22 protein-coding genes are annotated in these 25,202 nt (G+C 50.3%); 21 read left to right on the top strand and 1 reads right to left on the bottom strand.

Going from position 1 to position 25,202, the window contains the following annotated elements; genetic code table 11:
* The first annotated feature begins 105 nt into the window (after window positions 1–105).
* From rpsO to IEY53_RS12775, 13 genes are all read left to right on the top strand, one after another.
* The gene (gene rpsO / locus IEY53_RS12835; RefSeq protein ID WP_036656390.1) at window positions 106–375 is read left to right on the top strand and encodes a 30S ribosomal protein S15; all 270 of its coding nucleotides are present in this window, start codon (window positions 106–108) and stop codon (window positions 373–375) included.
* A 267-nt stretch (window positions 376–642) separates the two neighbouring features.
* Window positions 643–2,745, top strand: a complete 2,103-nt coding sequence (gene pnp, locus IEY53_RS12830; protein ID WP_189025439.1) for a polyribonucleotide nucleotidyltransferase — start codon at window positions 643–645, stop codon at window positions 2,743–2,745.
* Between the two features lie 242 nt (window positions 2,746–2,987).
* Window positions 2,988–3,974, top strand: a complete 987-nt coding sequence (locus tag IEY53_RS12825) for a polysaccharide deacetylase family protein (RefSeq protein ID WP_189025437.1) — start codon at window positions 2,988–2,990, stop codon at window positions 3,972–3,974.
* Window positions 3,975–4,053: 79 nt separating this feature from the next.
* Window positions 4,054–5,322: a M16 family metallopeptidase gene (locus IEY53_RS12820; protein WP_189025435.1), complete on the top strand. Its 1,269-nt coding sequence runs from the start codon at window positions 4,054–4,056 to the stop codon at window positions 5,320–5,322.
* Window positions 5,297–5,743 (top strand): dUTP diphosphatase, encoded by a 447-nt coding sequence (dut, locus tag IEY53_RS12815; protein ID WP_189025433.1) that lies wholly within the window; start codon window positions 5,297–5,299, stop codon window positions 5,741–5,743. Before IEY53_RS12820 ends, dut begins: the two co-directional genes overlap by 26 nt.
* Before the next feature lie 175 nt (window positions 5,744–5,918).
* Window positions 5,919–6,815: a dipicolinate synthase subunit DpsA gene (gene dpsA, locus IEY53_RS12810; protein ID WP_189025431.1), complete on the top strand. Its 897-nt coding sequence runs from the start codon at window positions 5,919–5,921 to the stop codon at window positions 6,813–6,815.
* A gap of 1 nt (window position 6,816) precedes the next feature.
* Window positions 6,817–7,413, top strand: a complete 597-nt coding sequence (locus IEY53_RS12805; RefSeq protein WP_189025429.1) for a dipicolinate synthase subunit B — start codon at window positions 6,817–6,819, stop codon at window positions 7,411–7,413.
* A gap of 200 nt (window positions 7,414–7,613) precedes the next feature.
* Entirely contained in the window at window positions 7,614–8,834 is a 1,221-nt protein-coding gene (gene dapG, locus IEY53_RS12800) for an aspartate kinase (protein WP_189025427.1), read from the top strand.
* Between the two features lie 15 nt (window positions 8,835–8,849).
* Window positions 8,850–9,734, top strand: coding sequence for a 4-hydroxy-tetrahydrodipicolinate synthase (gene dapA, locus IEY53_RS12795; RefSeq protein ID WP_189025425.1), 885 nt, complete (start codon window positions 8,850–8,852; stop codon window positions 9,732–9,734).
* Between the two features lie 680 nt (window positions 9,735–10,414).
* Window positions 10,415–12,094 carry a ribonuclease J gene (locus IEY53_RS12790; protein WP_189025423.1) on the top strand — a complete coding sequence of 560 codons (1,680 nt, stop codon included), beginning with the start codon at window positions 10,415–10,417 and terminating at the stop codon, window positions 12,092–12,094.
* 213 nt (window positions 12,095–12,307) lie between these two features.
* Complete coding sequence (locus IEY53_RS12785) at window positions 12,308–13,090, top strand: ClpP family protease (RefSeq protein ID WP_189025421.1); 783 nt, start codon at window positions 12,308–12,310, stop codon at window positions 13,088–13,090.
* Window positions 13,087–13,299 carry a YlzJ-like family protein gene (locus tag IEY53_RS12780; protein WP_189025419.1) on the top strand — a complete coding sequence of 71 codons (213 nt, stop codon included), beginning with the start codon at window positions 13,087–13,089 and terminating at the stop codon, window positions 13,297–13,299. The genes IEY53_RS12785 and IEY53_RS12780 overlap by 4 nt, the downstream gene beginning before the upstream one ends.
* A gap of 78 nt (window positions 13,300–13,377) precedes the next feature.
* A complete protein-coding gene (locus tag IEY53_RS12775) occupies window positions 13,378–16,017 on the top strand; it encodes an FtsK/SpoIIIE family DNA translocase (RefSeq protein WP_189025417.1) in 2,640 nt (879 codons plus the stop codon).
* A gap of 81 nt (window positions 16,018–16,098) precedes the next feature.
* Here IEY53_RS12775 and IEY53_RS12770 read toward each other — a convergent pair whose 3' ends face one another.
* The gene (locus tag IEY53_RS12770; RefSeq protein WP_189025415.1) at window positions 16,099–18,069 is read right to left on the bottom strand and encodes an AraC family transcriptional regulator; all 1,971 of its coding nucleotides are present in this window, start codon (window positions 18,067–18,069) and stop codon (window positions 16,099–16,101) included.
* 172 nt (window positions 18,070–18,241) lie between these two features.
* On the opposite strand from IEY53_RS12770, the gene sleB reads away from it, so the two are divergent.
* The 8 genes from sleB (at window position 18,242) to IEY53_RS12730 (ending at window position 25,166) form a co-directional block, all read left to right on the top strand.
* On the top strand, window positions 18,242–19,105 hold the full coding sequence (sleB, locus tag IEY53_RS12765; RefSeq protein ID WP_189025413.1) for a spore cortex-lytic enzyme: 864 nt from the start codon (window positions 18,242–18,244) through the stop codon (window positions 19,103–19,105).
* 190 nt (window positions 19,106–19,295) lie between these two features.
* The gene (gene yfmF, locus IEY53_RS12760) at window positions 19,296–20,537 is read left to right on the top strand and encodes an EF-P 5-aminopentanol modification-associated protein YfmF (protein WP_189025671.1); all 1,242 of its coding nucleotides are present in this window, start codon (window positions 19,296–19,298) and stop codon (window positions 20,535–20,537) included.
* A gap of 2 nt (window positions 20,538–20,539) precedes the next feature.
* Window positions 20,540–21,820: an EF-P 5-aminopentanol modification-associated protein YfmH gene (gene yfmH / locus IEY53_RS12755; protein WP_189025411.1), complete on the top strand. Its 1,281-nt coding sequence runs from the start codon at window positions 20,540–20,542 to the stop codon at window positions 21,818–21,820.
* A complete protein-coding gene (gene ymfI, locus IEY53_RS12750; RefSeq protein WP_189025410.1) occupies window positions 21,820–22,587 on the top strand; it encodes an elongation factor P 5-aminopentanone reductase in 768 nt (255 codons plus the stop codon). Before yfmH ends, ymfI begins: the two co-directional genes overlap by 1 nt.
* A gap of 137 nt (window positions 22,588–22,724) precedes the next feature.
* The gene (locus tag IEY53_RS12745) at window positions 22,725–22,988 is read left to right on the top strand and encodes a DUF3243 domain-containing protein (RefSeq protein WP_189025408.1); all 264 of its coding nucleotides are present in this window, start codon (window positions 22,725–22,727) and stop codon (window positions 22,986–22,988) included.
* Window positions 22,989–23,169: 181 nt separating this feature from the next.
* Complete coding sequence (locus IEY53_RS12740) at window positions 23,170–23,937, top strand: DUF3388 domain-containing protein (RefSeq protein WP_189025406.1); 768 nt, start codon at window positions 23,170–23,172, stop codon at window positions 23,935–23,937.
* Between the two features lie 3 nt (window positions 23,938–23,940).
* Entirely contained in the window at window positions 23,941–24,924 is a 984-nt protein-coding gene (locus tag IEY53_RS12735) for a RodZ domain-containing protein (protein WP_229696124.1), read from the top strand.
* A gap of 80 nt (window positions 24,925–25,004) precedes the next feature.
* On the top strand, window positions 25,005–25,166 hold the full coding sequence (locus IEY53_RS12730) for a hypothetical protein (RefSeq protein WP_189025404.1): 162 nt from the start codon (window positions 25,005–25,007) through the stop codon (window positions 25,164–25,166).
* The last annotated feature ends 36 nt before the right edge of the window (window positions 25,167–25,202 follow it).

Genomic DNA, 25,202 nt, shown 5'->3' with positions numbered 1-25,202 from the left:
TGATTAACGTTGCTGGAAATATCAGCATCATAACCTTAGCTTGGTTGCTCGTTCTCACCGACGGCGACGAGGCTACTGGCGATTATAATGAAGGAGGTGAACAGGATGGCATTGACTCAAGAACGTAAACATCAATTGATTGACGAGCACAAAACTCATGAATCCGATACTGGATCCCCAGAGGTGCAAGTTGCTATCCTTACGGAGAACATCGTTAATTTGACTGACCACTTGCGTACGCACAAGAAGGATCATCACTCTCGTCGCGGACTGCTCAAGATGGTTGGACAACGTCGTAAACTGCTGGCGTATTTGAAGAACAAAGACATCAGACGTTACAGCGCCCTGATCGAAAGACTGGGATTGCGTCGTTAATTTTCCATAAGATTACCCTTAAAGCAGCCTGGTTGTATACCGTATGTCCTTCTTACGAGCGACAGCGGGACAGCCGGGTTGCTTTTTGAAAATAAGGGGATACTTTCACAAGAAGCTTTTCATACAAAGCATCATTTGATGCTTTTCTTTAGTTGCATATAGTGCGGCCTTCTGGCTTTAGAGACAGAGGTTGTGTGTTTTGTTTAGACTATCGCCTAAACCTGCTGTGTAGAACAGCGGGTCTACTACTATTCAAGGAGGGACTTTATGGAACAACGTGTGGAAATGCAGCTGGGCGGCAGACGCCTTGTGCTGGAAACGGGCCGGTTGGCCAAGCAAGCGAACGCAGCCGTGATGGTGCGTTATGGTGATACTTCTGTATTGTGTACGGTTACTGCTTCGAAGGAACCGAAGGATCTGGATTTCTTTCCGCTTACAGTTAACTATGAGGAAAGATTGTACGCGGTGGGCAAAATCCCCGGCGGTTTTATCAAACGGGAAGGCAGACCGAGTGAGAAAGCGATTCTGTCAAGCCGCCTGACGGACCGTCCGATTCGCCCGCTGTTTCCGGAAGGTTTCCGTAATGATGTGCAGGTGCTGAACCTTGTCATGAGTGTGGATCAGGACTGTGCACCGGAGATTGCTGCCATGATCGGTACTTCCGCAGCACTCAGTATTTCTGATGTGCCTTTCAACGGGCCGATCGGCGGAGTAGCCGTAGGACGGATCAATGGCGAATTCATCATTAATCCGGATATTGCCCAGCAAGCGGACAGCGATATTTATGTTGTGGTAGCAGGAACCAAAGATGCGATTATGATGGTTGAGGCAGAAGCGAATGAAGTGCCGGAGTCGGTTATGCTTGAAGCGATTATGTTCGGACATGAGGAAGTACGCAAAATCGTTGCAACCATTGAAGAACTGGTCAAATTGGCCGGTAAAGAAAAAATGGCTGTGAAGCTTCACGCAGTGAACGCGGATGTAAATTCGGAGGTTCGGGCCTTTGCCGAAAGCCGCCTGGTGGAAGCCGTCAAAATTGCCGAGAAGCATGCACGTCAGGAAGCAATTGATGTTGTCAACGATGAAGCGGTGGCGTATTTCGCAGAGAAATACATAGAAACACCTGAACTTCTCAAAGATGTCAAGGAAGTGCTGCATGATATAGTAAAAGATGAAGTCAGACGTCTGATTACCCATGACAAGATTCGTCCGGATGGACGTAAGCTGGATGAAATCCGTCCGATTGAATGTGATACAAGCCTGCTGCCGCGTACACACGGTTCCGGTCTGTTCACCCGCGGCCAAACGCAAATTCTTAGCGTATGTACACTTGGCGCACTTGGAGACGTGCAGATTCTGGACGGGATTGATCTGGCCGAAACGAAACGCTTCATGCACCATTACAACTTCCCTCCGTTCAGCGTAGGGGAAGCCCGTCCTCTAAGAGCACCGGGACGCCGCGAGATCGGCCATGGAGCACTTGGTGAACGCGCGTTGTCCAAAGTCATTCCTAGCGAAACTGAATTCCCGTACACCATTCGCCTGGTTTCCGAAGCGATCGAATCCAACGGCTCCACTTCCCAGGCCAGCATTTGTGCCAGCATACTGGCAATGATGGATGCGGGTGTGCCGATTAAAGCCCCTGTAGCCGGCGTTGCAATGGGTCTGATCAAAGACGGAGAACATGTCTCTATCCTGACGGACATTCAAGGAATGGAAGATCACCTGGGCGATATGGACTTCAAGGTAGCAGGTACAGCAGAAGGTGTAACCGCGATCCAGATGGATATCAAAATTGACGGCATCGACCGCAACATTCTTCAAGATGCCCTGCAGCAGGCCAAAGAAGGACGGATGTTCATCTTGGGCAAAATGAATGAGGCCATTTCCGAGCCGAGACCGAATTTGTCCAAATATGCGCCCAAGATCATCATCATCAATATCAATCCGGACAAAATCCGCGATGTTATCGGTGCCGGTGGTAAGATTATCAACAAAATCATCGAAGAAACCGGCGTGAAAATTGATATCGAACAAGATGGCCGGGTCTTCATCGGTTCTTCCGACGAAGAGATGATTCAAAAAGCCCGTACAATCATCGAAGGTATTGTGCGCGAAGTTCAAGTCGGCGAAATTTATGTGGGCACAGTGCGGCGGATCGAGAAATTTGGCGCATTTGTCGAATTAATTCCGGGCAAGGACGGTTTGGTACACATCTCCCAGTTGTCTACGGAGCGTGTGGCAAAGGTGGAGGATGTTGTAGCCATCGGAGATACCATCACCGTAAAAGTTACCGAAATCGATCAGCAGGGCCGCGTGAACCTGTCTCGTAAAGCGGTATTGACTTCGGAAGCCGGAGCTAAAGCCTAAGCTTTGTTGCATACGGCCGATAAAATTGCATGAGATTAAAGAGAGGCAGAGGCGTATAACGTTCTGGCTCTTTTTTACCGTCGGGAAGTGCCTGAATCCGGTTGGAGTCTGTGATCGCTCCGGATGCCGCTCCTAGAGCTTCATGCATAATTTCCTCTCATCTTTCATAGGTTGGGACAAAGCGTCTTGCACCTGCTGCAATGGCGGTACAGGAAACCGTTTTGTCCAGGGAGGAATTTGTCATGAAGACCGAAAAAGTGGCAGTAGTGCTGGCCGTTATAGCGATTGTTATAGGAATCGGGAGCAGCTTGGATCCCGTAAAGGACATGCTGGCCCAAGTCAAGCCGCAGCAGGTAATGTCTGTGTGGGCAAATGTACCGGATCAACACTCTGATGCCCTCCGTGGGAAGATAGAGAACGCCGCTGCCGAATTAAAGGTGTCTCCGGTAGATGCAGTGGTTGACCGTGTGTGGAAGGCAATTCCGGGGTATAACGGGCTGGAAGTAGACGTAGAGACTACATACCGCAATGCGCTGCTGCAGGCACCAAATACCTCTGTGAAATATGTGTACCGCCAGACGAAACCCCGGATTTCACTTGATGATCTGGGACCGCAGCCGATCTATCGCGGGAATCCCGCCAAACCGATGGTTTCCTTGATGATTAATGTGGCCTGGGGCAATTCATATATTGTGCCGATGCTCGATATTTTGGACAAGGAGAATGTGAAGGTCACGTTCTTTTTGGACGGCAGCTGGTTAGCCAAAAATCCGGAACTCGCCAAAGAAATGCTGAAGCGGGGACATGAGATGGAGAATCATGCGTACACGCATCCGAATATGAGCACACTCAGCCGCGCACGGGCAACTGCGGAGATTGAGAAGACCAAAACGCTGCTCGAACAATCACTCGGTGTGACCAATACCTGGTTCGCGCCGCCTTCTGGCGATTTTGACCAGCAGACTGTTGAGATCGCTGCAAGTCTGGGGCTGAGAACGGTGTTGTGGACCGTAGACACGGTAGATTGGCGGAATCCTTCGCCGGCATCCATTATCGCCAAAATAACAACTATGGCAGAGCCAGGCACCCTTGTCCTGATGCATCCGACAGCTTCCTCCTCACAAGCCCTGGAGGGCATGATTAAGGGCATCAAGCAAAAAGGGTTACACCTGGGTACCGTCAGCCAAACGCTGTCAGCAGAGCGTGTGATGCCTTCAGATGTTGAGTGAGCCTCCTGTTTCTGGTAGGATAAAAGGCACGCGGCAGTAACGAAGATAGATACAGGCTTTTGCCAGGAGGATAATCATATTGGAAAAAATAGTATTGAAGAACGGTTTGCGGGTAGTACTGGACAAAATCCCGGGGGGACGTTCCATTTCCTTCGGCATCTGGGTGAAGACCGGCTCACGCAATGAGAATTTGCTGAACAACGGGATTTCGCATTTTGTTGAGCATATGCTTTTCAAGGGGACGGACCGGTATAGCGCCAAGGATATTGCCGAGCAGTTCGATGCGATTGGCGGCAATGTCAATGCATTCACGTCCAAGGAATACACGTGTTATTATGCCAAAGTGCTCGATGAGCATTTGCCGATTGCGGTGGATGTGCTCGCCGATATGTTTTTTAGCTCTCAGCTGGATGCCGGAGAGCTGGCCAAAGAGAAAAATGTAATCCTTGAAGAAATCTCCATGTGCGAGGATACTCCGGATGATCTGGTGCATGACCTCATGTGTGCGGCGGCATACGGGGAGCATCCGCTGGCTTATTCCATTCTCGGTCTGAAGGAACGGCTGAAGGGCATGACTCCGGATGATCTACGCTCTTATATGAACGAGCAATACACGATTGAGAATACAGTAATCAGCGTTGCCGGGAATATAGATGACGGATTGATTGACCTGCTGGAGCAGCATTTTGGTTCGTTTGCCAATCATGGTTCTGAAATGCCGCTGACGCCGCCGGAATTTAAAGGAGATCTGCTGTTTCACCGTAAAAAAACAGAGCAGAATCATATCTGCCTCTCGCTTCCGGGCGTGAAGACAGGGGACCCGCTGCAATATGCGATGGCCCTGCTTAACAACGCAATCGGCGGGGGGATGAGCTCGCGCTTGTTCCAGGAAATCCGTGAAAAACGCGGGTTGGCTTATTCCGTTTATTCATATCACAGTTCTCAGGCAGACAGCGGGCTGTTCACTGTTTATGCGGGGACTGCACCAAAGCAGACTAAAGAGGTCATGGAGCTGACCAAAGAGATGCTGCAGGAGCTGGCGGTCAAGGGACTGAGTGAAGAGGAGCTTCGCAAAGGCAAGGAACAATTGAAGGGCAGCCTGATTCTCAGCCTGGAAAGCACCAGCAGCCGAATGAACCGCATCGGTAAAAATGAGCTGATGCTTGGAAGACATAACACGCTGGACGATATGATCGCGAGAATCCAGGATGTAACGATGGATGATATTAACCGTGTGCTAGACCTTATGTTCGCTGAGCCCCTGGCCATGGCCATGGTAGGCTCTTCAGATAAAGCTATTGCCAATGTTAGGAGAGATGATCTTGTCTTATTACGTTCAAATTCATAAACTGCCTGGGAATGAAGATGTACTTTTGCCCCGCAAAATGTCCGAGCAGGCTTCAGGTTATGACCTGTACGCAGCAGTTGCGGAAGAAGTTGTTCTGGAGCCGGGCGCGCGCGCATTGATTCCAACGGGGATCTCACTGGCGATGCCGGATGGCCTGGAGGCACAGATTCGCCCGCGCAGCGGACTTGCACTGAAGCACGGCATTACCTGTCTGAATACACCGGGGACGATCGATGCGGACTACCGCGGGGAGATCAAGGTGCTGCTGATTAACCTTGGGCAAGAACCCTTTGCCATCGCCCGCAATGAGCGTATTGCCCAAATGGTATTTCAGGCTGTACCGGCAGTTACTCTTGAGCAGGTAGAGGAGTTGTCCGAAACACAGCGCGGTGCCGGAGGCTTCGGCCACACGGGGAAATAGGCCGCTGCCCATAGGATCTTGACACAAAGCTTGCAGAAACTGAGCCCAGCAGGGTGCCCGGTCTGCAAGCTTTTTTTGCGCGCGAACCGGCGATTTCAGCTCCGCGCTTCACCCATCCCGAATGCCCAGCATAAGATGCTCTATAGTCTAGAGTGTTGAAAGGAGCGTCATCCCTATGCTTACTGGCGTCAGGATCGTGTTCCTGGGCGGGGACGCAAGACAGCTTGAAGTGATACGGAAATGTGTGGAAATGGATGCGACGGTAAGCGCTGCCGGGTTCGACAAATGGGAATCCCCCTGCCCAGGGGTTAGCCTGGAACAAATGTCGGTGGAACTGCTTAACGATGCAGATGTCCTTGTGCTGCCTACGGTCGGTTGTGATGATGTAGGAAAGATAAGCGCGGTATTCTCATCACAGGGGCTGCAATTACTGGAGGAGCACCTGGCTGCTTTGCCGTCTCACTGCTCAGTCTATACCGGAATGGCCAAAAGCTATTTGCGCAGCTTGTGCGCCAAGCATTCACTCAAGCTCACCGAACTGCTGAGCCGGGACGATGTGGCGATTTATAACTCGATCCCTACAGCTGAGGGAGCGTTGGTTATGGCGATCCAGCAAACCGATTTCACCATTCACGGCTCCACGGCTATGGTGCTGGGAATGGGCAGAACCGGTTTTACTATGGCAAGAAGCCTGCAGGGGCTGGGGGCAAAAGTGAAGGTGGGTGTACGCAAGCAGGAGCATTTTGCCCGTGCGGAGGAAATGGGCTGGAAGCCGTTTATGACCGGAGAACTGGTGCAGCATGCGCCTGACGTAGATCTCATCTTCAATACCATTCCCAGCATGATTATTACGGCGCAGGTGCTCTCGCGGATTCCCAAGCATTGCGTTGTGATCGACCTGGCTTCTGCGCCGGGAGGCTGCGATTTCCGCTATGCCGAGAAGCGGGGGATCAAAGCGATGCTGGCGCCGGGCCTTCCCGGTATGGTGGCTCCGAAGACTGCGGGAATTATCATGGCCAATGCGCTGATACAGTCACTGTCGGAGGAGATTATAATCAGGGGAGATGAATAATATGGACTTCCACGGAAAAACAGTCGGCTATGCGATTACCGGCTCTCACTGCACGTTTGCTGAAGTTATGCCGCAGATTCAGCGATTTATGGATAGCGGTGCAAACGTGGTCCCCATTGTTTCCGGGTCGGTGCTGGCAACGGATACCCGTTTTGGCACATCGGAAAATTGGTTGAAACAGTTGAAAGATATAACAGGGAATGATATTATTTCTACAATTGTTGAAGCAGAACCGCTGGGACCTTCAAAGCTGCTGGATGTGCTGACGATTGCGCCCTGCACGGGCAACACCACAAGCAAATTGGCAAATGCCATGACGGATAGTCCAGTACTCATGGCGGCAAAATCGCAGATGCGCAATGGCCGTCCCTTGGTGCTGGCCATTTCGACCAATGACGGCCTGGGCCTGAATGCCGCGAACATTGCAAAGCTGCTGGTAGCAAAGCATATTTATTTTGTTCCCTTTGGCCAGGATAATCCGGAGAATAAGCCGAACTCGCTTGTGGCACGCATGGAGCTGATCCCCGAAGCATGCTACGCGGCGCTTCAAGGCAGTCAGCTGCAGCCCATGATAATCCAGCGGTTTCATTCCGCATAGCACATACAAGAACTGACCCGGGCCTGCCTGGGTCAGCTTAAGAATAGTCATGCCGTCCTCCTGATTGAGGGCGGTTCAACTATTTATTTGTGTGAAATAGACTTGAACGTTGGAGCTTGTGAGAAAACGTTCCTTGCTGCAAGTCATCGCAATGCGCTAATATAATTGTATTTGTTGGGATAGTAATGGAGGAATTATACATGGGTATTTTGGTGCAAAAATTTGGCGGAACTTCACTTTCCACGCCTCAGGCTAGGGAACATGTCATCCGCCACGTCAAAAGAGAGCTGGGCAGCGGTTATAGCCTGGTGATCGTAGTTTCAGCCATGGGCCGCAGAGGGGAACCCTATGCGACCGATACACTGCTCGATTTGGCCGTTCAGAACGGCGACGCCCTGGCAGACCGTGAGAAGGATCTGCTAATGTGCTGCGGTGAGATTATCTCCGCCACAACACTCTGCGGACTGCTGGAGCAGGAAGGAATCCCGGCCACCGTATTAACGGGTGCACAGGCTGGATTCCTGACGGATAGCAGCTATGGGAATGCAAGAATTCTGGATGTGCGTCCCGAACGCGTGCTCCGCGAACTGCGGGAGCAAAAAGTGGTGATTGTAACCGGGTTTCAGGGTCAAACCGAAGCCGGTGATTTCACGACTCTTGGCCGCGGGGGAAGCGATACCTCGGCTACGGCCCTGGGGGCGGCACTGCGTGCGGATATGGTCGACATTTACACCGATGTTAACGGGATACTTACTGCCGATCCGCGGATTGTGGAGGATGCGAGACCCCTTACTTATGTCAGTTACACCGAAATCTGCAATATGGCCCACCAGGGAGCCAAAGTCATTCATCCCCGTGCTGTGGAAATTGCCATGCAGGCCCAAATTCCGGTACGCGTACGTTCCACATTTTCCGAATTGGAGGGCACACTGGTTACGAATCCCGAAGGCTTCAACGATGTGCAGGCCGGGATTGTGGATCGGTTCGTTACGGGAATCGCCTATGTCAGCAATATTACACAAATTTCTGTTGAATGCCCGGACGGGAACGGCACGGGTGTACAGCTGCAAATTTTTAAAGGCATGGCCAACAACGGCATCAGCGTAGATTTTATCAATGTGACACCAACCGAAGCCCTCTATACGGTTATGGATGATAAATCCGAGAAGGCAATTGCCGCTCTGCAGGAGATGGGGCTTCGTCCAAAAAGCTTGTCCGGCTGTGCCAAGGTCTCCGTGATTGGCGGCGGAATCAATGGCGTGCCTGGAATTATGGCCCGGATCGTAGAAGCGCTCAGCACACAGAATATCCAGATTCTGCAATCGGCCGACTCCAATACCACCATTTGGGTATTAGTGAAAAAAGAAGATATGGTGCAATCGCTCCGTGCATTGCATACCGAGTTTGAATTACACCGCTGACAAGGAGGAATTCAAGTGGATTTCGGGAAACTGATCACAGCCATGGTAACCCCGTTTGACGGGGATGGAGAAATCAACTGGGAAGTCACTTCTCAGCTTGTTGAATATTTGATTACAGAACAGAAATCTGAAGCTCTGGTCGTTTGCGGAACAACCGGCGAATCCCCGACACTTAGTGATGAGGAGAAGCTCAAGCTGTTTTCTTTTGTCCTGGAAAAGGCAGCAGGCCGCTGCAAGGTCATTGCCGGTACGGGCAGCAATAACACCCGGCATTCGGTTCATTTGACTGGGGAAGCCGAAAAAATCGGCGTGGACGGTGTCCTGCTCGTCGTTCCTTATTACAATAAGCCTAATCAGGAGGGGCTGTATCAGCATTTTGCAGCTATTGCTTCATCAACCACTCTTCCGGTTATTTTGTACAATGTTCCCGGCCGTACCGGGGTATGCATGTCAGTAGCCACTACACTCCGGCTGGCAGAAATTCCGAATATAACCGCTACCAAGGAATGTGCTTCCGTGGATCATATCACGCAGATTGCGGCGGGGTGTCCGGCTGATTTTCGCGTGTATACAGGAGATGATTCCGCCGGTCTGCCCGCGCTTGCGGTTGGCGGATACGGCATTATCAGTGTGGCGAGCCATATAGTGGGTAGCCAGATGTCCGAGATGATCGCTGCCTTTAATGCCGGTCATGTGACACGGGCCGCAGAGATTCACCGCAAGCTGTTCCCGGTATTCAAGGGCTTGTTCGAATGTCCGGAGCCACTGCCGAATCCTTCGGCAGTGAAATATGCGCTTGGACTGCGAGGTGTCCCTGTAGGTTCGGTCAGACTGCCTTTAATCGCGCCTACAGCTGCAGAGGCTGATTTCATCACAAAGCTGCTGGAGCCGCACGCGTAATTACTTTGCGATATAAGTTAAATAAAAGAAATTCCCAAGCAGTATATGCTCTTCCAGTGCCTTTATCTGTTTGGATAACGAAAAGTTCAGCAAAGCAGCGATTCTCCTTTATTTGGAGAATCGCTATTTTGCGTTCTCTAAAAGAGACTCAATCTGCTAATCCTTTTGATAAAGAAATCGGGCTTTAACAGTGATCGGAAAAACCCTCCGGACCCGTAGGGTCTTCACCCGAAGCTGTTTCTTCTGATGTGATTTTTTAGGTTAAAATAAGGAAAGAATAACGATAAAGATTGCCATGACTTGTCTTTTGACAAAAAAATCATGTATAATGTTGTTAAGTGACTGAGTGCGGTTAAAATTAAATATGCGGTAATCTTCCGTCAATGTAGTACATTGTGAGACAGGATAGGTCCCTGGATGAGTCTGTGATACGGTGCCCGGGGCTTCGCGCGAGGGGCGCGGCGGTGAAATTTGACGGCGTTTGTCCGCTTCAAGAGAACTTTACTGCCCGGAATCGGGAGCTTTCGCATTGCCCATTTTACAGACTTTCGGAATTTCCTTGTTGACTGCCGGAAACTATCAGCTGTTTGAAGAATGTGTTCAGCGCCGCTGAAATAATGAAGTATTGTTTTTACAAAATAAAAGTATGACGTCCAACATCATAGGAGGGTTAGATTCATTTGTCCAAAAAAAACAACAACGATAAATTGACGATTTTCGCTTTGGGCGGAGTCGGAGAAATCGGGAAAAACATGTATGTCGTTCAATACGGGTCCGACATTGTAGTCGTAGATGCCGGTTTGAAGTTCCCGGAAGAGGATATGCTCGGGATTGACATTGTAATTCCTGATATCTCGTATTTGACAGAGAACCGTGACAAAGTAAGAGGAATTGTACTTACACACGGACACGAGGATCACATTGGTGGTCTGTCTTATGTACTGAAGAATTTGAATGTGCCGGTGTACGGAACCAGACTTACGCTCGGACTGGTGGAGAACAAACTGAAAGAAGCGAATCTGCTGGGAGAAACCAAACGAATTCTGATTAACGAAGATTCAGAAATTCAGCTCGGTAACTCATTGACAGTGACCTTCTTCAGAACCAATCACAGTATTCCGGATTCTGTCGGTGTATGCATTGAAACACCGGAAGGCAATGTAGTGCATACCGGAGACTTCAAATTTGACCACACGCCGGTCAACGGTCAGTTTGCCAATCTGCACCGCATGGCTGAAATTGGCCAAAAGGGTGTATTGGCCCTGATGTCGGACAGCACCAACGCTGAGAAACCGGGTTTCACTCCTTCGGAGAAGAATGTCGGCATCGTTCTGGAAGATATCTTCCGCAAAGCAGAGCAACGTGTTGTCGTAGCGACATTCGCTTCCAACGTGCACCGGATTCAGCAGGTGGTAAATGCTGCAGAATCCACTGGACGCAAGATCACCGTAATTGGACGCAGTATGGTGAACGTAGTAACCATCGCTTCCGAACTCGGGTATCTGAACGTACCGGACGGCATGCTGATTGAGCCTGAAGAAATGAACAGAATGGCCGGTAACCGCGTCGTTGTCCTCTGCACAGGAAGTCAAGGCGAGCCGATGTCCGCATTGACACGGATGGCTCGTTCGAGCCACCGCAAGGTTGACATTATGCCAGGAGATACTGTTATTATCGCGGCAACTCCGGTTCCGGGGAACGAGAAATATGTTGGACGCACGATCGATGAATTGTTCCGCTTGGGCGCCAATGTTATTTACAGCGGCTCCAATTCCGGCGTTCACGTATCAGGTCACGGCAGCCAGGAAGAGCTGAAGCTCATGCTGAATCTGATGAAGCCAAAATACTTCATTCCGATTCACGGTGAATTCCGGATGCAGCGCAAACATGCGTTGCTCGCAGAATCGGTTGGCGTTGATCCAAGCAACATCTTCATCACAGAAATTGGTGAAATTGTTGAAATCCAGAGCGGTGCTGCCCGTAAAGCCGGTAAAGTTACAGCCGGTAACGTGCTGATTGACGGATTGGGTGTAGGCGATGTAGGCAACATTGTGCTGCGTGATCGCAAGCTGCTGTCACAGGATGGTATTCTGGTGGTGGTTGTTACCTTAAGCAAGCAGAATGGAGCGATTGTCTCCGGCCCTGATATTATTTCCCGCGGATTTGTGTACGTACGGGAGTCCGAAGGACTTCTGGATGAGGCTAACCGAATTGTTTCCAGCACACTGCAGCGTCTCATGAGTGAGAAAGTCAACGAATGGGCTTCACTTAAGACAAGTGTCAAAGATTCACTCGGCCGTTTCCTCTATGAGCAGACACGCCGCAGACCGATGATCTTGCCAATTATTATGGAAGTCTGAGGAGAAACCTCTCCTTAAAATATAGTGTCAGGCATTAAGCCTCTTCTCCCCGGGAATATTGGACGGTTTCCGGGTGAGAGAGGCTTTTTGTGTGCAGTAAATATACTTTTATGGCTTCCCTTGCATAATGCGCAGCGCTGAAATGTCATACTAAGCAAAGTTAGCATGGCTGCAGCAAAAGAAGCTGCAAGCGGAAAGGGAGAGCTGCGATCAATGGATTATACAGAAAGAACGACCCCAGGCAACAATAAAGAAGTGAGTCCCGGTGAAGGCAGACCCGAAATCAGTGAAGTAATGCCTCCGGGCACGATAGGGGCTATTAAAGAACTGGGGCAAACTGTGGTTCCCAGTAGTGAGCCGGAAATCTTTTGCATGACGATTATCGGGCAAATTGAAGGTCATTTTGTACTGCCGCCACACAACAAAACAACGAAATATGAGCACATCATTCCCCAACTGGTGGCTGCCGAGCAGAACAAGAATATCAAGGGTTTGCTGATTGTGCTGAATACGGTTGGCGGAGACGTGGAAGCGGGTCTGGCGATTGCGGAGATCATTGCCTCCCTGTCCAAACCAACGGTGACTGTCGTTATTGGCGGAGGCCATAGTATCGGGGTGCCGATTGCGGTATCTTCGAGCTATTCAATCATTGCGGAGAGTGCGACAATGACCATTCATCCCATCCGGATGAACGGCCTGGTCATCGGAGTGCCGCAGACCTTTGAATACATGGAGAAAATGCAGGAACGCGTAGTGAAGTTCGTCACTTCCCATTCCCGGATTACAGAAAAGCAATTTAAAGACCTGATGTTCCAGACCGGGGAACTGAACCGTGATATCGGAACTGCCGTAGGCGGAGCCGATGCGGTCAAATATGGACTAATGGATGAGGTAGGGGGAATCGGTGCAGCTTTGGCCAGGTTAAACGGCATGATTACCGCACAAGAACGCACCGGGGCTACAGACTTAACCCTGCAAGGGGGGTTAACACAATGATCCTGTATACCGTAACGCCGATGGAGCAGGTCTGGGAAGGGGCAATCCGGGCCGCTACAGTGACCCGGGAAGTCACTTATCAGGGGATGCTGATGCAGGTTGAGCCGCTGGAGCAGGGGCAAGCCCGTATAGTCAGGCTGCTCCACTGTCCCCTGAACCGTTATCTGGACCCGGCGCTTTCGCCGGGTGCTATTATTTCTTTAACATAATGATGTATTTTCTGACAAAAGAGAACATAGGTACGCCACGCCATTATATGGTATAATGTTGTTCCGGGGGTGGCTGGTGTGGCTAAACGAAGAAAGAAAAAGAAAAAAGTGCTGCTTGGCAGTGTTTTAAAATATGAAATTTACGGGATTCTGCTGATTACGATCTCTGTCATTGCTTTGTCCGGGGAAGCGGCTGTAGGACGTTCACTCTCAAGCATGGCAGGGTATCTTCTGGGTCGTTTTTATTTTGTTTTGCCGTTAATCGGTATTTTTTATGGTTTGATGGTTATGATTCACCGCAAATGGCCGTCTTCCTGGAGCACTCGTCATACGGGCCTGGTGCTGCTCTTTCTTTCGTTGTGTCTAATGAGCACTATATCTTCGATGGAACAGAAGCTTGGGCCTTTGTCTTTGCTGCATCCGGGCAATGTGCTGGAACAAATACATAACGATCTATCCGGTGCTCTTTCTCCAGGTTCGAGCAATAGTACTGTGTACATGCTCGGCAAGGATATTAGCGGAGGATACATCGGCGGGATAGAATATGCTGCGCTGCTGTGGTTGTTCGGAAGCCTCGGGGCTAAGCTGATGATGATCGTGATGATTGCAATCAGTTTCATGCTGGTTACCAATCTTTCCTATATAGAACTCTTCGGGCTGCTGCGTGTGCGGGCCATGAAGCTGCTGGACGAAATCCGCCTCAGAGCGGCGAACCGTCCGCAGGCTGTTCCGGTGAATTCCAGACCGGCAAAAGCGGTTAAAGCCACCTCCCGCAGGCAAGTTATACAGGAGGACGACGAGGAAGAAGTGCAGCAGTTGCCGAAACGCAAGCAGCCGCTCTTTTTCAAGCGGATTTCAGACTGGACTTCGGGTATACGGACGGAAGAGGCTGATGAAGAGTATAAGGATGATGATGAACCCTTTGTGGCAGGAAATGCGTCTGGACCCATTATTTCGGGCCTGAACGCCTCAAGGGATTATCCTCCGCTCGACGATCTGGAAGGCGATTTCGAGGAGGAGCTGGAGCCGGTTACTCCGATTATCCGCGATTTCTTCGAGCATATCCGCTCGGAAGGGCTGAACGATGAGGACAGAGAGGAATGGAGCGAGTTCTCGCCGGCTGCACGCGGCGGGGGGCTTAAAGCTCCTGAAGCAGCAATAGCGAATGTACAGGCTACTTCTGCATCGGTGGATCCCCCTGCACAAGAAGGTGAACCGGTCAGCCTGGAGCTTGAGGGATTGCTAGGTGAGTCTCCTGAGGGGGTGGTCGTTCCGCCTCCTCCGCCCCCACCCAAGCCGTACAAGCTTCCTTCATTCCGTCTGTTGGCCAAACCTAACAATGGAGGCAAAGCTGGCGACCAGAATGATTATATGCAGACGGCCAGGAAGCTGGAGGCTACACTGGAGAGCTTTGGAGTACGGGCCAAGGTGCTTGAGGTTGTAAGGGGACCGGCAGTAACCCGGTATGAAATTCAGCCGGATATCGGTGTGAAGGTCAGCCGGATTGTAAACTTGACTGATGATATTGCCCTGGCGCTGGCCGCGAAGGATATCCGGATGGAAGCGCCGATTCCCGGCAAATCGGCCATCGGTATTGAAGTGCCGAATTCGGAGGTATCTATCGTGACGATGCGGGAAGTTATGGAAACGACAACTTTCACGGACTCCGAGTCCAGGCTGTCCATCGCTTTTGGCCGCGACATCTCCGGGCAGACCATTATTGGCAACTTGGCGAAGATGCCCCATCTATTGGTAGCGGGGGCAACCGGATCAGGCAAATCTGTCTGTATTAACGGCATTATTACCAGTATTCTATACAAAGCCAAGCCGAATGAAGTCAAGTTTCTGATGGTCGATCCGAAGATGGTCGAACTGAATATATATAACGGCATTCCTCATTTGCTGGCCCCGGTGGTTACGGATCCCAAGCGGGCGAGCTTGGCCTTGAAGAAGATTGTCGTGGAAATGGAGAAAAGATATGAGCTCTTCTCCAAATCAGGCACGCGGAATATGGAAGGCTACAACAACCTGATGAAGGATAATCCGGCTGCCGTGTTGCCGTTCATTGTAGTTATTGTGGACGAGCTTGCCGACCTGATGATGGTGGCAGCGGGGGATGTGGAGGATGCGATCTGCCGGTTGGCCCAGATGGCCCGGGCGGCAGGCATTCACTTAATTATTGCCACCCAGCGTCCTTCTGTAGATGTGATCACAGGGGTCATCAAAGCCAATATTCCGTCACGGATTGCCTTTGGGGTCTCCTCACAGGTCGATTCCCGGACAATCCTCGATATGGCCGGAGCAGAGAAGCTCCTGGGCCGGGGAGATATGCTGTTTATGCCGATGGGTGCTTCGAAACCAATCCGGGTGCAAGGCGCTTTTATGAGCGATCAGGAAGTGGAGACGATTGTACAATATGTCAGCAGCCAGGGGGAAGCGAATTATGACGAGACACTTGTTCCCGAAGTGGACGATACCGCTGCCGATAATCAGGAACCTCAGGATGAATTATATGAACAGGCCGTTCAAATTGTATTAGAAGCCAAGCAGGCATCCGTATCATTGCTTCAGCGCCGCATGCGTGTCGGTTATACCCGTGCGGCACGACTGATTGATTCCATGGAGGCACGGGGAGTGATCGGCCCTTACGAGGGCAGCAAGCCGCGTGAGGTGCTAATCTCTCTGGAACAGTATCAGCATAATCGAATGAGCTCGTAACCAAAGTAAGCCGAAGGGCTCTTTTCCAGCAGGACAACCTGCATGGAGAAGAGCCCTTTTTGGACATTAGTGTTTATAGAGTTACTTCACGGTTGCCAGCAGGCTGTCCACAATATAATCAAGCTGGGCATCCATGGAATAAATGTCACTGTAATAGGAGAGGCCAAAATCCAGGTTAATTAAGTGGCCTTCCTGTACAGCAGGAATACCGGTCCATAAAGGATCGGCGCTGAGGTCTGCCATTCCTGTATACGAGGAGCGGAAGATGTAATCTCCGCTATAGTCGGCCAGGACCTCAAAGGATACGGATTCTGGTGCATCCGCACCCGTGGAGACTTCAATTTTTTGCTGTACAATTTCCGGGGCCTTCATACCCAGATATTCATAAATGACCTGCGAACCCCGACCAAACTGCTTGCTGTTGACCACGACCATGCTGCGGTCTTTCCCGCCTTCCATGATGGATACGGTTTTGTTGTAGATTCCTGCATTCTGCAGCTTTTGTTTGCTCTCTTCCACTTTAGCGTGAAAATCAGCGAACAGTTTATCGGCTTCCTGTTCCTTGCCTACAATCTGGCCGATGAAGGATACGCGTTCCTCTGCTGACATTTCCCCATACGGTACCAGCACGGTAGGCGCGATCTGGTGCAGAGTCTCATAGGTTTCTTCAGAGGCGACGATAATCAGATCCGGGTTCAGCGCTAGAACTGCTTCAGGGCTGGCTTCGAACCAGGCACCAAGCTTCTGGACATCCTTCAGCTCCTCCTCGAATGCGGCCCCTTCGTATACATCGGATACGCCAATGGGCTTTATGCCCAACGCAAGCACATCACCGAGTAAATATAACACAACCACACGCTGCGGATTGGCCGGGACTTCTATCTCTCCTTTTACGGTGGAGATTGTCCGGATCTCAGCATCTGCTGTTGCGTTGTCCGTTACTGCTGCTGCATTCACTGCTGCGGAAGGTGAAACGGCCGGGGCGGATGGGCTACTGCCGGCTGTGTTCATATTGGCGGCTCCTGTAGAGCAGGCGCTTAACATGATGGTGAAACATAACATAAGGGTGAGCAGTAGAGAGGGCTTGGTACTTCTGTACATAAATGATTCTCCTTTGTATGTATATTGATAATGATTATCACAGTCAATATAACGAAGAAGTTCTGCGGGAACAATGTCAAATCCGGCAATAGAAGATGGCATTTCCGGCCATTCAGATAGTATTCTGGCTTCATTTTTGTAACGGACAGGCGAGGTTCCCGAATGTTTTTTGAACATGCGTCCAAAATAATAAGCATCAGGATAACCTATGCTCACAGCGATTTCCTGAAGAGTGGCCTCTGTATGAAGCAGCAGGGCCTTCGCCTTTTCCATGCGCAGGCCTATTAGATACTGGGTTGGGCTGGTGTTCAGATGTCTTTTGAATAATCGGGTTATGGTTCGCGGGCTGCTATCCAGTGCTTCTGACAGCTGCTCCAGCGTGATTGGCTCATTATAATAATCGTGCATATAGCGGACAGCCTGATTTATTAAATTCGGTTTTACTTGCTTGATGCCCTGAGCATCCAACTGCCGCAATACTTCATAAATCCAAGGATAAAACAGGCTTTTGATCTGCAGCTGCTGCAGTTCACCTTTGCTGCGCCATGCAGTATACATCATCTCTGTTTGTTTAAACAAAAAGGCCGGGTTCACGGGAACAAGTCCATATTGGATATGAAAAGGATTGTCGTGCCTTTTGATCAGATCCTTGTGTTTGGGAAGAGAGAGGAACGCCTTGTACAAAATCAAATAAAATTCCAGCGCCTCATCCTGTTCCGGCCGCAGCTCGAGACTCATTCCTTTGCCTCCATGCAGGACATGAAATCCACTGGAATCGTAAGGGATGCCATCAAGCATTACCCGGGCACGGCCGCGGGTTGTAAATAAAAACCCGCTGGCAGGAAGTCTGTAGGAGGGTGAATATTCACCTGTCGTGAGAGAAGTATGGCGGATATCCAATATTTGAATGGAAGCATGATTCCAGAGTAAAATATGGTCTTGTAATTTCATAATTGCAGTCAACTCCTGAGGTTTCTTTTGCCCAATTATAATTGATAATTGTTCTCATTGGAAATGAGAATCCTCTCCTTGAAGCTTTGCATGCATAGGAAACACAGACAGTCGTCATACTAACTTTAGCCATCCATGCAGAACTTACAAGAGAAAGGTAGAGCGAACCCCTATGAAGAAACAGAAGCTGTGGATATTTGCCGTTATGACGCTGGCTCTTGCAGCCGCGCCGTTTGCAGGAACTCTTTTTCAGGAACGCAGCACAGCGCAGACTAAACACCCTATTGCCTTATCCGCCGCACAAGTGAACCCCCTTCTGGAAGAAGAGGCACTGCCTGTGTTTAGTACAAACCCTGTGAAATATGGAGCTTCCGGACAGGATGTTTACGAATTGCAGGGGCGGTTAAAGTTTCTGGGTTACTACGCAGGGAAAACAGACAGTCAGTTCGGAGCATCGACGCTAAAATCAGTAAAGTGGTTTCAATGGAAATTCGGCATGAAAGCAGACGGCGTCGTAGGTCCCAAAACCAAGCTGAAGCTCTATAATGCGACCAAAAATTGGAAGCCGACGCAGCCTATTCAAGGTCCGGGCAATACCGCCAAAAATAAAAATAACGCCAATCCAAAAACAGGCGGCAAACAAAATACGGCAGAGCTTTCATCCGGGAATACAATGGGACTGTCGGAAAATGATCTTAAAATCATGGCCAATGCCGTGTATGGCGAATCCAGAGGCGAGCCGTTTGAAGGACAGGTGGCTGTAGCGGCTGTCATCTTAAACCGGGTCAAATCACCAAGCTTCCCGAATACGCCATCCGGTGTTATTTTTCAGCCGGGCGCTTTCACGGCAGTGGCCGACGGACAAATTTATCTGGAGCCGAATGAGCAGGCCCGCAAGGCAGTTCAGCAGGCATTGAACGGATGGGACCCTTCAGGCGGCTGCCTTTATTATTTCAACCCGGTTACGGCCACTTCTAAATGGATCTGGAGCCGGCCGCAAGTGAAGAAGATCGGTGAGCATATCTTCTGTATGTAAAAGATCAATACCGGAACCAAAGTTCAAGTCTTTTCTGAAAAGAGCAACCGGGAGCGGGCTTCCGGTTGCTTCCTTACTTTGGAATGGTATAGAATGGAAAGTACTTTAAGTAGCTGCATGTATTTATCCACGCCGTAAAGGAGTTTTGGAATTGACTAATAATGTATTCCAGCATGGTAGCACCGCAGGCATGCGTATTCATGTTCTGCCCACGAAGGCGTTCAAGACTTTTGCGATCTCACTGTATGCCGGTGTTCCGCTCGAAGAGGGGACCGTGACCTCTACAGCGCTCGTTCCGTTCGTACTCCGAAGAGGAACGGCAGCCTATCCGGAGACTACCCAGTTTCGTGAGCGTCTGGAGGAACTATACGGAGCCGGATTCGGTTTTGATGTATATAAAAGAGGCGATTATCAGATCGTCCAGTTTCGGATGGATACGATCAATGATTCCTTTGTCCAAAGCAAGGAAAGTCTGCTGGGGGAATCCTTCGCCTTTTTGGGTGAGGTATTGACCCGGCCTGCGCTGGAGAATGGGAGCTTCCGTTCATCCTATGTGGCAACGGAGCGGGAAACGGTCCGCAAGAAGCTTGAAGCGATTGTCAACGACAAGATCCGCTATGCCGCTGAACGCTGTATTGAGGTCATGTGCGAAGACGAACCGTTTCGTCTTCATCCTCTGGGTCAGCGTTCTGATCTGGATGGAATTACACCGGACAATCTTTATAAATCCTATCAGGACTGGTTGAATGGAGCGATTCTGGATTTGTATGTGGTCGGTGATACTACACCGGAGGAAGTCGAACAGCTGGTGAAGCGTCATTTCGGCCGTAATTCGTCCGAGACGGGCCAGTATTCCTCCAGGTTTACACCTGTTACCGTGAGCGGGGTGCGGACCGTAGAAGAGAAGCTTGATGTCAATCAGGGCAAACTGAACATGGGTCTGCGCACCTCTATAACGTACAAGGACGATAATTATGCTTCGGCCCTGATGTATAACGGTATTTTAGGCGGCTACCCTCATTCCAAGCTTTTTGTCAATGTGCGCGAAAAGGAAAGTCTGGCTTATTATGCCTCTTCCCGCTATGACGGACATAAGGGAATTGGGACGATTCAGTCGGGGATTGAGAGCCAGAATTACGGCAAGGCGGTAGATATTATCCGCAAGCAGCTGGATGAACTGAAAGCCGGAAATATCAGTGATCTGGAGCTGAGCCAGACCAAGGCCATGATCCGTAATCTGCTCTCCGAAATTCAGGATTCCGCGTTTGAGCTGATTTCATTTGATTTCAACCGCCAGTTGTCCGGCAAAGAGCGGACGGCGCTGGAGCTGCTGGATCAGGTGGAAGGAACCGGAGCCGAAGATGTGAAGGCTGCTGCTGAAACGTTTCACCTGGATACGATTTATTTCCTGACAGGGCAGAAGGAGGAATAGCATTGGAACAAATTCATTATGACAGGCTCCAAGAAACCCTATATCACGAGGTAATGGATAACGGCCTTCAAGTTTATGTACTGCCGAAGCCCGGGTTCCTCAAAACCTATGCTACCTTTGCCACGAAATACGGTTCAGTGGATAACCACTTTCATGTGGAGGGCGCAGAAGAGACAACCGTCCCCGATGGGATTGCCCATTTTTTGGAGCACAAAATGTTTGAAGAGCCCGAAGGCGACATTTTTGCCACGTTTGCCTCAAATGGGGCGTCGGCGAATGCTTTTACGAGCTTCGATCAGACGGTTTACCTGTTTTCGGCTACAGAGAATATTGAGACCAACCTTTCCACGCTTGTTGATTTTGTGCAGCACCCTTATTTCACAGATGAGAATGTGGAGAAGGAGAAAGGAATCATCGGGCAGGAAATCAATATGTATGCGGACAATCCGGATTGGCGCGTATATTTCGGGTTGATTGAGGCGATGTATTCCAAACATCCGGTGCACATTGATATTGCCGGTACGATTGAGTCCATCGCAACGATTACCAAGGAGACGCTTTACACTTGCTACAACTCCTTTTATCATCCCAGTAATATGCTGCTGTTCGTTGTAGGCGGTGTGGAGCCCGAAAAGGTCTTCGCTTTGATCCGCAGCAACCAGAACAGCAAGTCTTACGGCAAACAAGGAGAGATTAAGCGTATTTTTGAAGCTGAGCCGGAGGCAGTGGCCAAGAAACGTCTGGAGAGCAGACTGGCCGTATCCATGCCGAAATGTCTGTTCGGCTTCAAGGAGAAAGCAAGCGGTCTGACCGGTGAGGCGGCCGGCCGCCGCGATTTGACAACCAAGCTGATGCTGGATCTTCTGCTGGGCAGCAGTACAGCGTTGTATCAGAAGCTCTATGACGAGGAGCTCATCTCGGACAGCTTTGGCCATGAATTCAACAGTTCTCCGCAGTATGCTTTCTCAGCTATTGGAGGGGATACAAAGGATCCGGACTTACTGCTGAAGCGGATCAGGGAGGAAATTGATCTTGTGCTGAAGTCGGGGTTCGCCGAGAAGGATTTTGAACGGGCCCGCAAAAAGAAAATCGGCGGCTATTTGCGCATGCTGAATTCACCGGAGAATATCGCACATGAGTTCACACGCTACCAGTTCGGGGGCGGGGACTTGTTTGAAGTGCTGCCGGTCTATGAATCGCTGACGCTTGCAGAAACCAATCAGCGGCTGCGCGATCATGTGGATTGGGAGCAGCTGGCGGTCTCGCTGGTGGTTAGTCCCTGATGGCGGTTTCGGGAGAGGGCAATAAGCCGATTCAGGATATGACCGTCCTGGTCACCGGAGGCAGCGGGGGGATCGGCGGAGCGATCGCCGAACGTTTTGCTTCCGTAGGTATGAATATTGTAATTCACTACATGAATTCACATGAAGCTGCAAATGATGTAGCCCGTCGCTGTATGGCGTACGGGGCCAAGGTAATGACGGTGACTGCCGATATGAAAGACCGCAGCCAGCTTGTGCGAATGGCCGAGAGACTGGAGAGCAGCGGGATGCAGCCGGATATTCTGGTCAACAATGCGGGGAAATCGCATTATGGAATGCTGGCCGATGTCAGCGAAGAGGAATGGGACGAGATTATGGCGGTGAATCTCAAAGGAACCTTTTTGTGCAGCCAGATTTTCATGCCGTATATGGTGACACAGCGTTATGGCCGTATCGTAAATGTTTCTTCGGTATGGGGAATTTCCGGGGCTTCCTGCGAGGTGGCATATTCGGCGAGCAAAGGCGGGGTGAACGCTTTTACGAAGGCACTGGCTAAAGAACTGGCTCCCTCCGGAGTAACGGTCAATGCGGTAGCCCCCGGAGCCGTCCATACGGCTATGCTGGCCAATTTGCAGGAGGATGAAATGCGGATGCTGGAGGAAGAAATTCCTGCCGGGCGTCTGGCTACTCCTGATGAAATTTCCTCGCTGGTTTATTTTTTGGCGCTGCCCGAATCCGGGTATATTACCGGCCAGATTATCAGTCCGAACGGCGGCTGGATTACCTAAAGTGGCTTAAGCTGGAGAATTGCTCCAGCATAAAACGACCGGGCCTGTGACATATTAGTACTGTTGCTTTTAAATCTCACGTAAGGCGGCGGACGTCTTGATGGGCGGCTGACCGTAAACATGAAGGAGGATTTAAGATGTCAACAGACAATACGGTAATCAAAAATTTTGACACCTGGAAGAAGTTTCTGGGAGAACGTGTTGTGCAGGCCGAGAAAATGGGGATGAGCGAAGAGACGATCTCCAAGCTCGCTTTTGAAATCGGGGAGTTCCTCGATAACAAAGTTGATCCTGCCAACTCCTCCAACCGGGCGATCAAAGAGCTGTGGGATGTCGGCGACGATGCTGAGAAGCATACCATTGCCACACTCATGGTCAGGCTGGCGAAGAAAAACGCATAAGCCATGCGGAATGAGCTCCCCTTGCGGGAGCTTTTCTGCAATTATTACAGTACTGACCTTGCCTTTCATTTTTATTTTATATATCATTAACATGACCCGTGCATTAAATTAACTTTGTCGAAACAGGGCTTTTTTTGATAGCTGGCAAAGTTTAGGGAAAAGGAACCTATGAGGTGTAACAGTGGAATATAAACAATGGTATATGGAGTATAAGATACATAAGAACAGACCCGGTCTGCTCGGTGATATCGCTTCTATGCTCGGGATGCTTGAAGTCAACATCCTGACAATAAACGGCGTCGAAGGCAAGACGCGCGGAATGCTCCTGGAGACGAATGATGATGAGAAGATCATGCTGATGGGCGAAATGCTCAAGAAAGTTGACAATATTACAGTCACGGCGCTGCGTTCTCCCAGACTCGTGGACAAACTGGCTGTAAGGCATGGACGATATATTGACAGGGATTCGGATGACCGCAAGACGTTCCGTTTTACAAGGGATGAGCTCGGACTGCTGGTGGATTTCCTGGGCGAATTGTTCAAAAGGGAAGGCAGTCAGGTAATCGGCCTGCGGGGGATGCCGCGGGTGGGCAAGACGGAGTCCATTATTGCCGGAAGTGTCTGTGCAATGAAGCGGTGGACCTTTGTCTCCTCTACACTGCTGCGTCAGACAGTGCGCAGCCAGCTTGCCGAGGATGAGCTGAACCCGCACAATGTGTTCATTATTGACGGGATTGTCAGCACGATCCGATCCAATGAGAAGCATTACAACCTGCTGCAGAATGTTATGAGCATGCCTAGCACCAAGGTGATAGAGCATCCCGATATTTTTGTGCGGGAATCGGAATACAGCTTTGATGATTTTGATATTATTATCGAGCTGCGCAACAATCCGAATGAAGAGATACTGTATGAGTCGTTCACCGGCAGCTACAGTGATGATTTATAAACTATGAATATGGAGGGTGATGGTATGTCGGAACTGGGCCGGCATTTGAAGGAGGCACGTCTGCAAAAAGGGATGAGTCTTGATGATGTCCAGGAAGTAACGAAAATTCGCAAAAAATATTTAGAAGCCATTGAAGCGGGGGACTATAAGGTTCTTCCCGGCAGCTTTTATGTCCGGGCTTTTATCAAAACCTATGCCGAGGCCGTTGGAGTTAATCCCGACGAATTAATGGAAGAGCATGGCAACGTACCGGCAGCTCCCGTAGAATCAACTACCATGGAGACCGTGATCCAGAAGCGCAGCCGCAGACCTGAGGCGGAACGGAATGCCAAATGGCTTCCGACTGTGCTGATGTGGACCTTTCCTATACTCATAATTGTTGTGATCTATATGTACGCTTCAGGGCTGAACAAGTCTGATTCTGCTACGGTGGACAACACAAATTTAACGAATGCTGAGCAGGACCCAAAGACTGCACAGACGGCCAAGCCGGCACCTGGCGGGGGAGTGAGTGCGCCGACAGCTTCTCCGGGAGCCGGGGATTCGGGTGAAGCCACTGATCCGACAACAGCACCTACTGCGACTGCGACGCCTGCACCAACACCGTCGCCATTGCCGCAGGATATTACGGTGACACAGGACGGTAAATCAGGCAAAACAACAATCTATAAAGTTGCTGCACCGGCAGGCAGTGCGGTGGAGGTCAAAATCGTAGCCAGCGGCGAGAGCTGGCTGGAAGTATACAAAGGCGAAAATTCCAAAGGCGAGAAACTCGCTTTTGGGACTACTGCGGCCGGTGACAGCATGAGCTACACGCTGGACAGCAATGGCATGTATATTAAATCCGGTTATTCCCCGGCAACTGTAATTACGGTAAATGGAGTAACCCTCTCTGACGGCAAATCATCCTCCCGTTTTCTGGTGGAGCTTGTTGAAGAGGACGGTAATTCAACGGAGAACAGCGGGAATGAAGGCAATGCCGAATAGACGGTTATGCATAGATTTTGGCTATAAGGAGAACCTAGGACTGATTTAAAGTTCTTACGCCAAAGTGAGGTGTATTACTCATGACCGTCAGCTGGATTGTAACAGGATTGGGCGTTCTTGTTAGTCTTTTGGGTTATTATCTGACACCGAATGCCTGGGGCTTTGGAATCCTCGGTTTTGGATTAGCCCATATTGTGCTAGGTATCCTGGATATGTTCCGGAACCCTGTCCGCAGCAGATAAATTGGTAATAACGTCTCCCGGAAGAGTGAACCGGGA

Origin of the sequence: Paenibacillus albidus (assembly GCF_014644435.1) — a bacterium.
GTDB lineage: Bacteria > Bacillota > Bacilli > Paenibacillales > Paenibacillaceae > Paenibacillus_AQ > Paenibacillus_AQ albidus.
Note: the sequence above shows the minus strand (reverse complement) of the source record. Positions and strands in the feature narration are given on the sequence as shown.

Excerpts from the sequence above, each read along its gene's own strand:
- IEY53_RS12770 (WP_189025415.1), bottom strand. The coding sequence starts at position 18,069 with ATGAAATTACAAGACCATATTTTACTCTGGAATCATGCTTCCATTCAA.
- IEY53_RS12735 (WP_229696124.1), top strand. The coding sequence starts at position 23,941 with ATGAATATGGAGGGTGATGGTATGTCGGAACTGGGCCGGCATTTGAAG.
- yfmF (WP_189025671.1), top strand. The coding sequence starts at position 19,296 with ATGCGTATTCATGTTCTGCCCACGAAGGCGTTCAAGACTTTTGCGATC.
- pnp (WP_189025439.1), top strand. The coding sequence starts at position 643 with ATGGAACAACGTGTGGAAATGCAGCTGGGCGGCAGACGCCTTGTGCTG.
- ymfI (WP_189025410.1), top strand. The coding sequence starts at position 21,820 with ATGGCGGTTTCGGGAGAGGGCAATAAGCCGATTCAGGATATGACCGTC.
- dapG (WP_189025427.1), top strand. The coding sequence starts at position 7,614 with ATGGGTATTTTGGTGCAAAAATTTGGCGGAACTTCACTTTCCACGCCT.
- rpsO (WP_036656390.1), top strand. The coding sequence starts at position 106 with ATGGCATTGACTCAAGAACGTAAACATCAATTGATTGACGAGCACAAA.
- IEY53_RS12785 (WP_189025421.1), top strand. The coding sequence starts at position 12,308 with ATGGATTATACAGAAAGAACGACCCCAGGCAACAATAAAGAAGTGAGT.
- IEY53_RS12780 (WP_189025419.1), top strand. The coding sequence starts at position 13,087 with ATGATCCTGTATACCGTAACGCCGATGGAGCAGGTCTGGGAAGGGGCA.
- IEY53_RS12825 (WP_189025437.1), top strand. The coding sequence starts at position 2,988 with ATGAAGACCGAAAAAGTGGCAGTAGTGCTGGCCGTTATAGCGATTGTT.
- dpsA (WP_189025431.1), top strand. The coding sequence starts at position 5,919 with ATGCTTACTGGCGTCAGGATCGTGTTCCTGGGCGGGGACGCAAGACAG.
- IEY53_RS12730 (WP_189025404.1), top strand. The coding sequence starts at position 25,005 with ATGACCGTCAGCTGGATTGTAACAGGATTGGGCGTTCTTGTTAGTCTT.
- IEY53_RS12805 (WP_189025429.1), top strand. The coding sequence starts at position 6,817 with ATGGACTTCCACGGAAAAACAGTCGGCTATGCGATTACCGGCTCTCAC.
- IEY53_RS12745 (WP_189025408.1), top strand. The coding sequence starts at position 22,725 with ATGTCAACAGACAATACGGTAATCAAAAATTTTGACACCTGGAAGAAG.
- sleB (WP_189025413.1), top strand. The coding sequence starts at position 18,242 with ATGAAGAAACAGAAGCTGTGGATATTTGCCGTTATGACGCTGGCTCTT.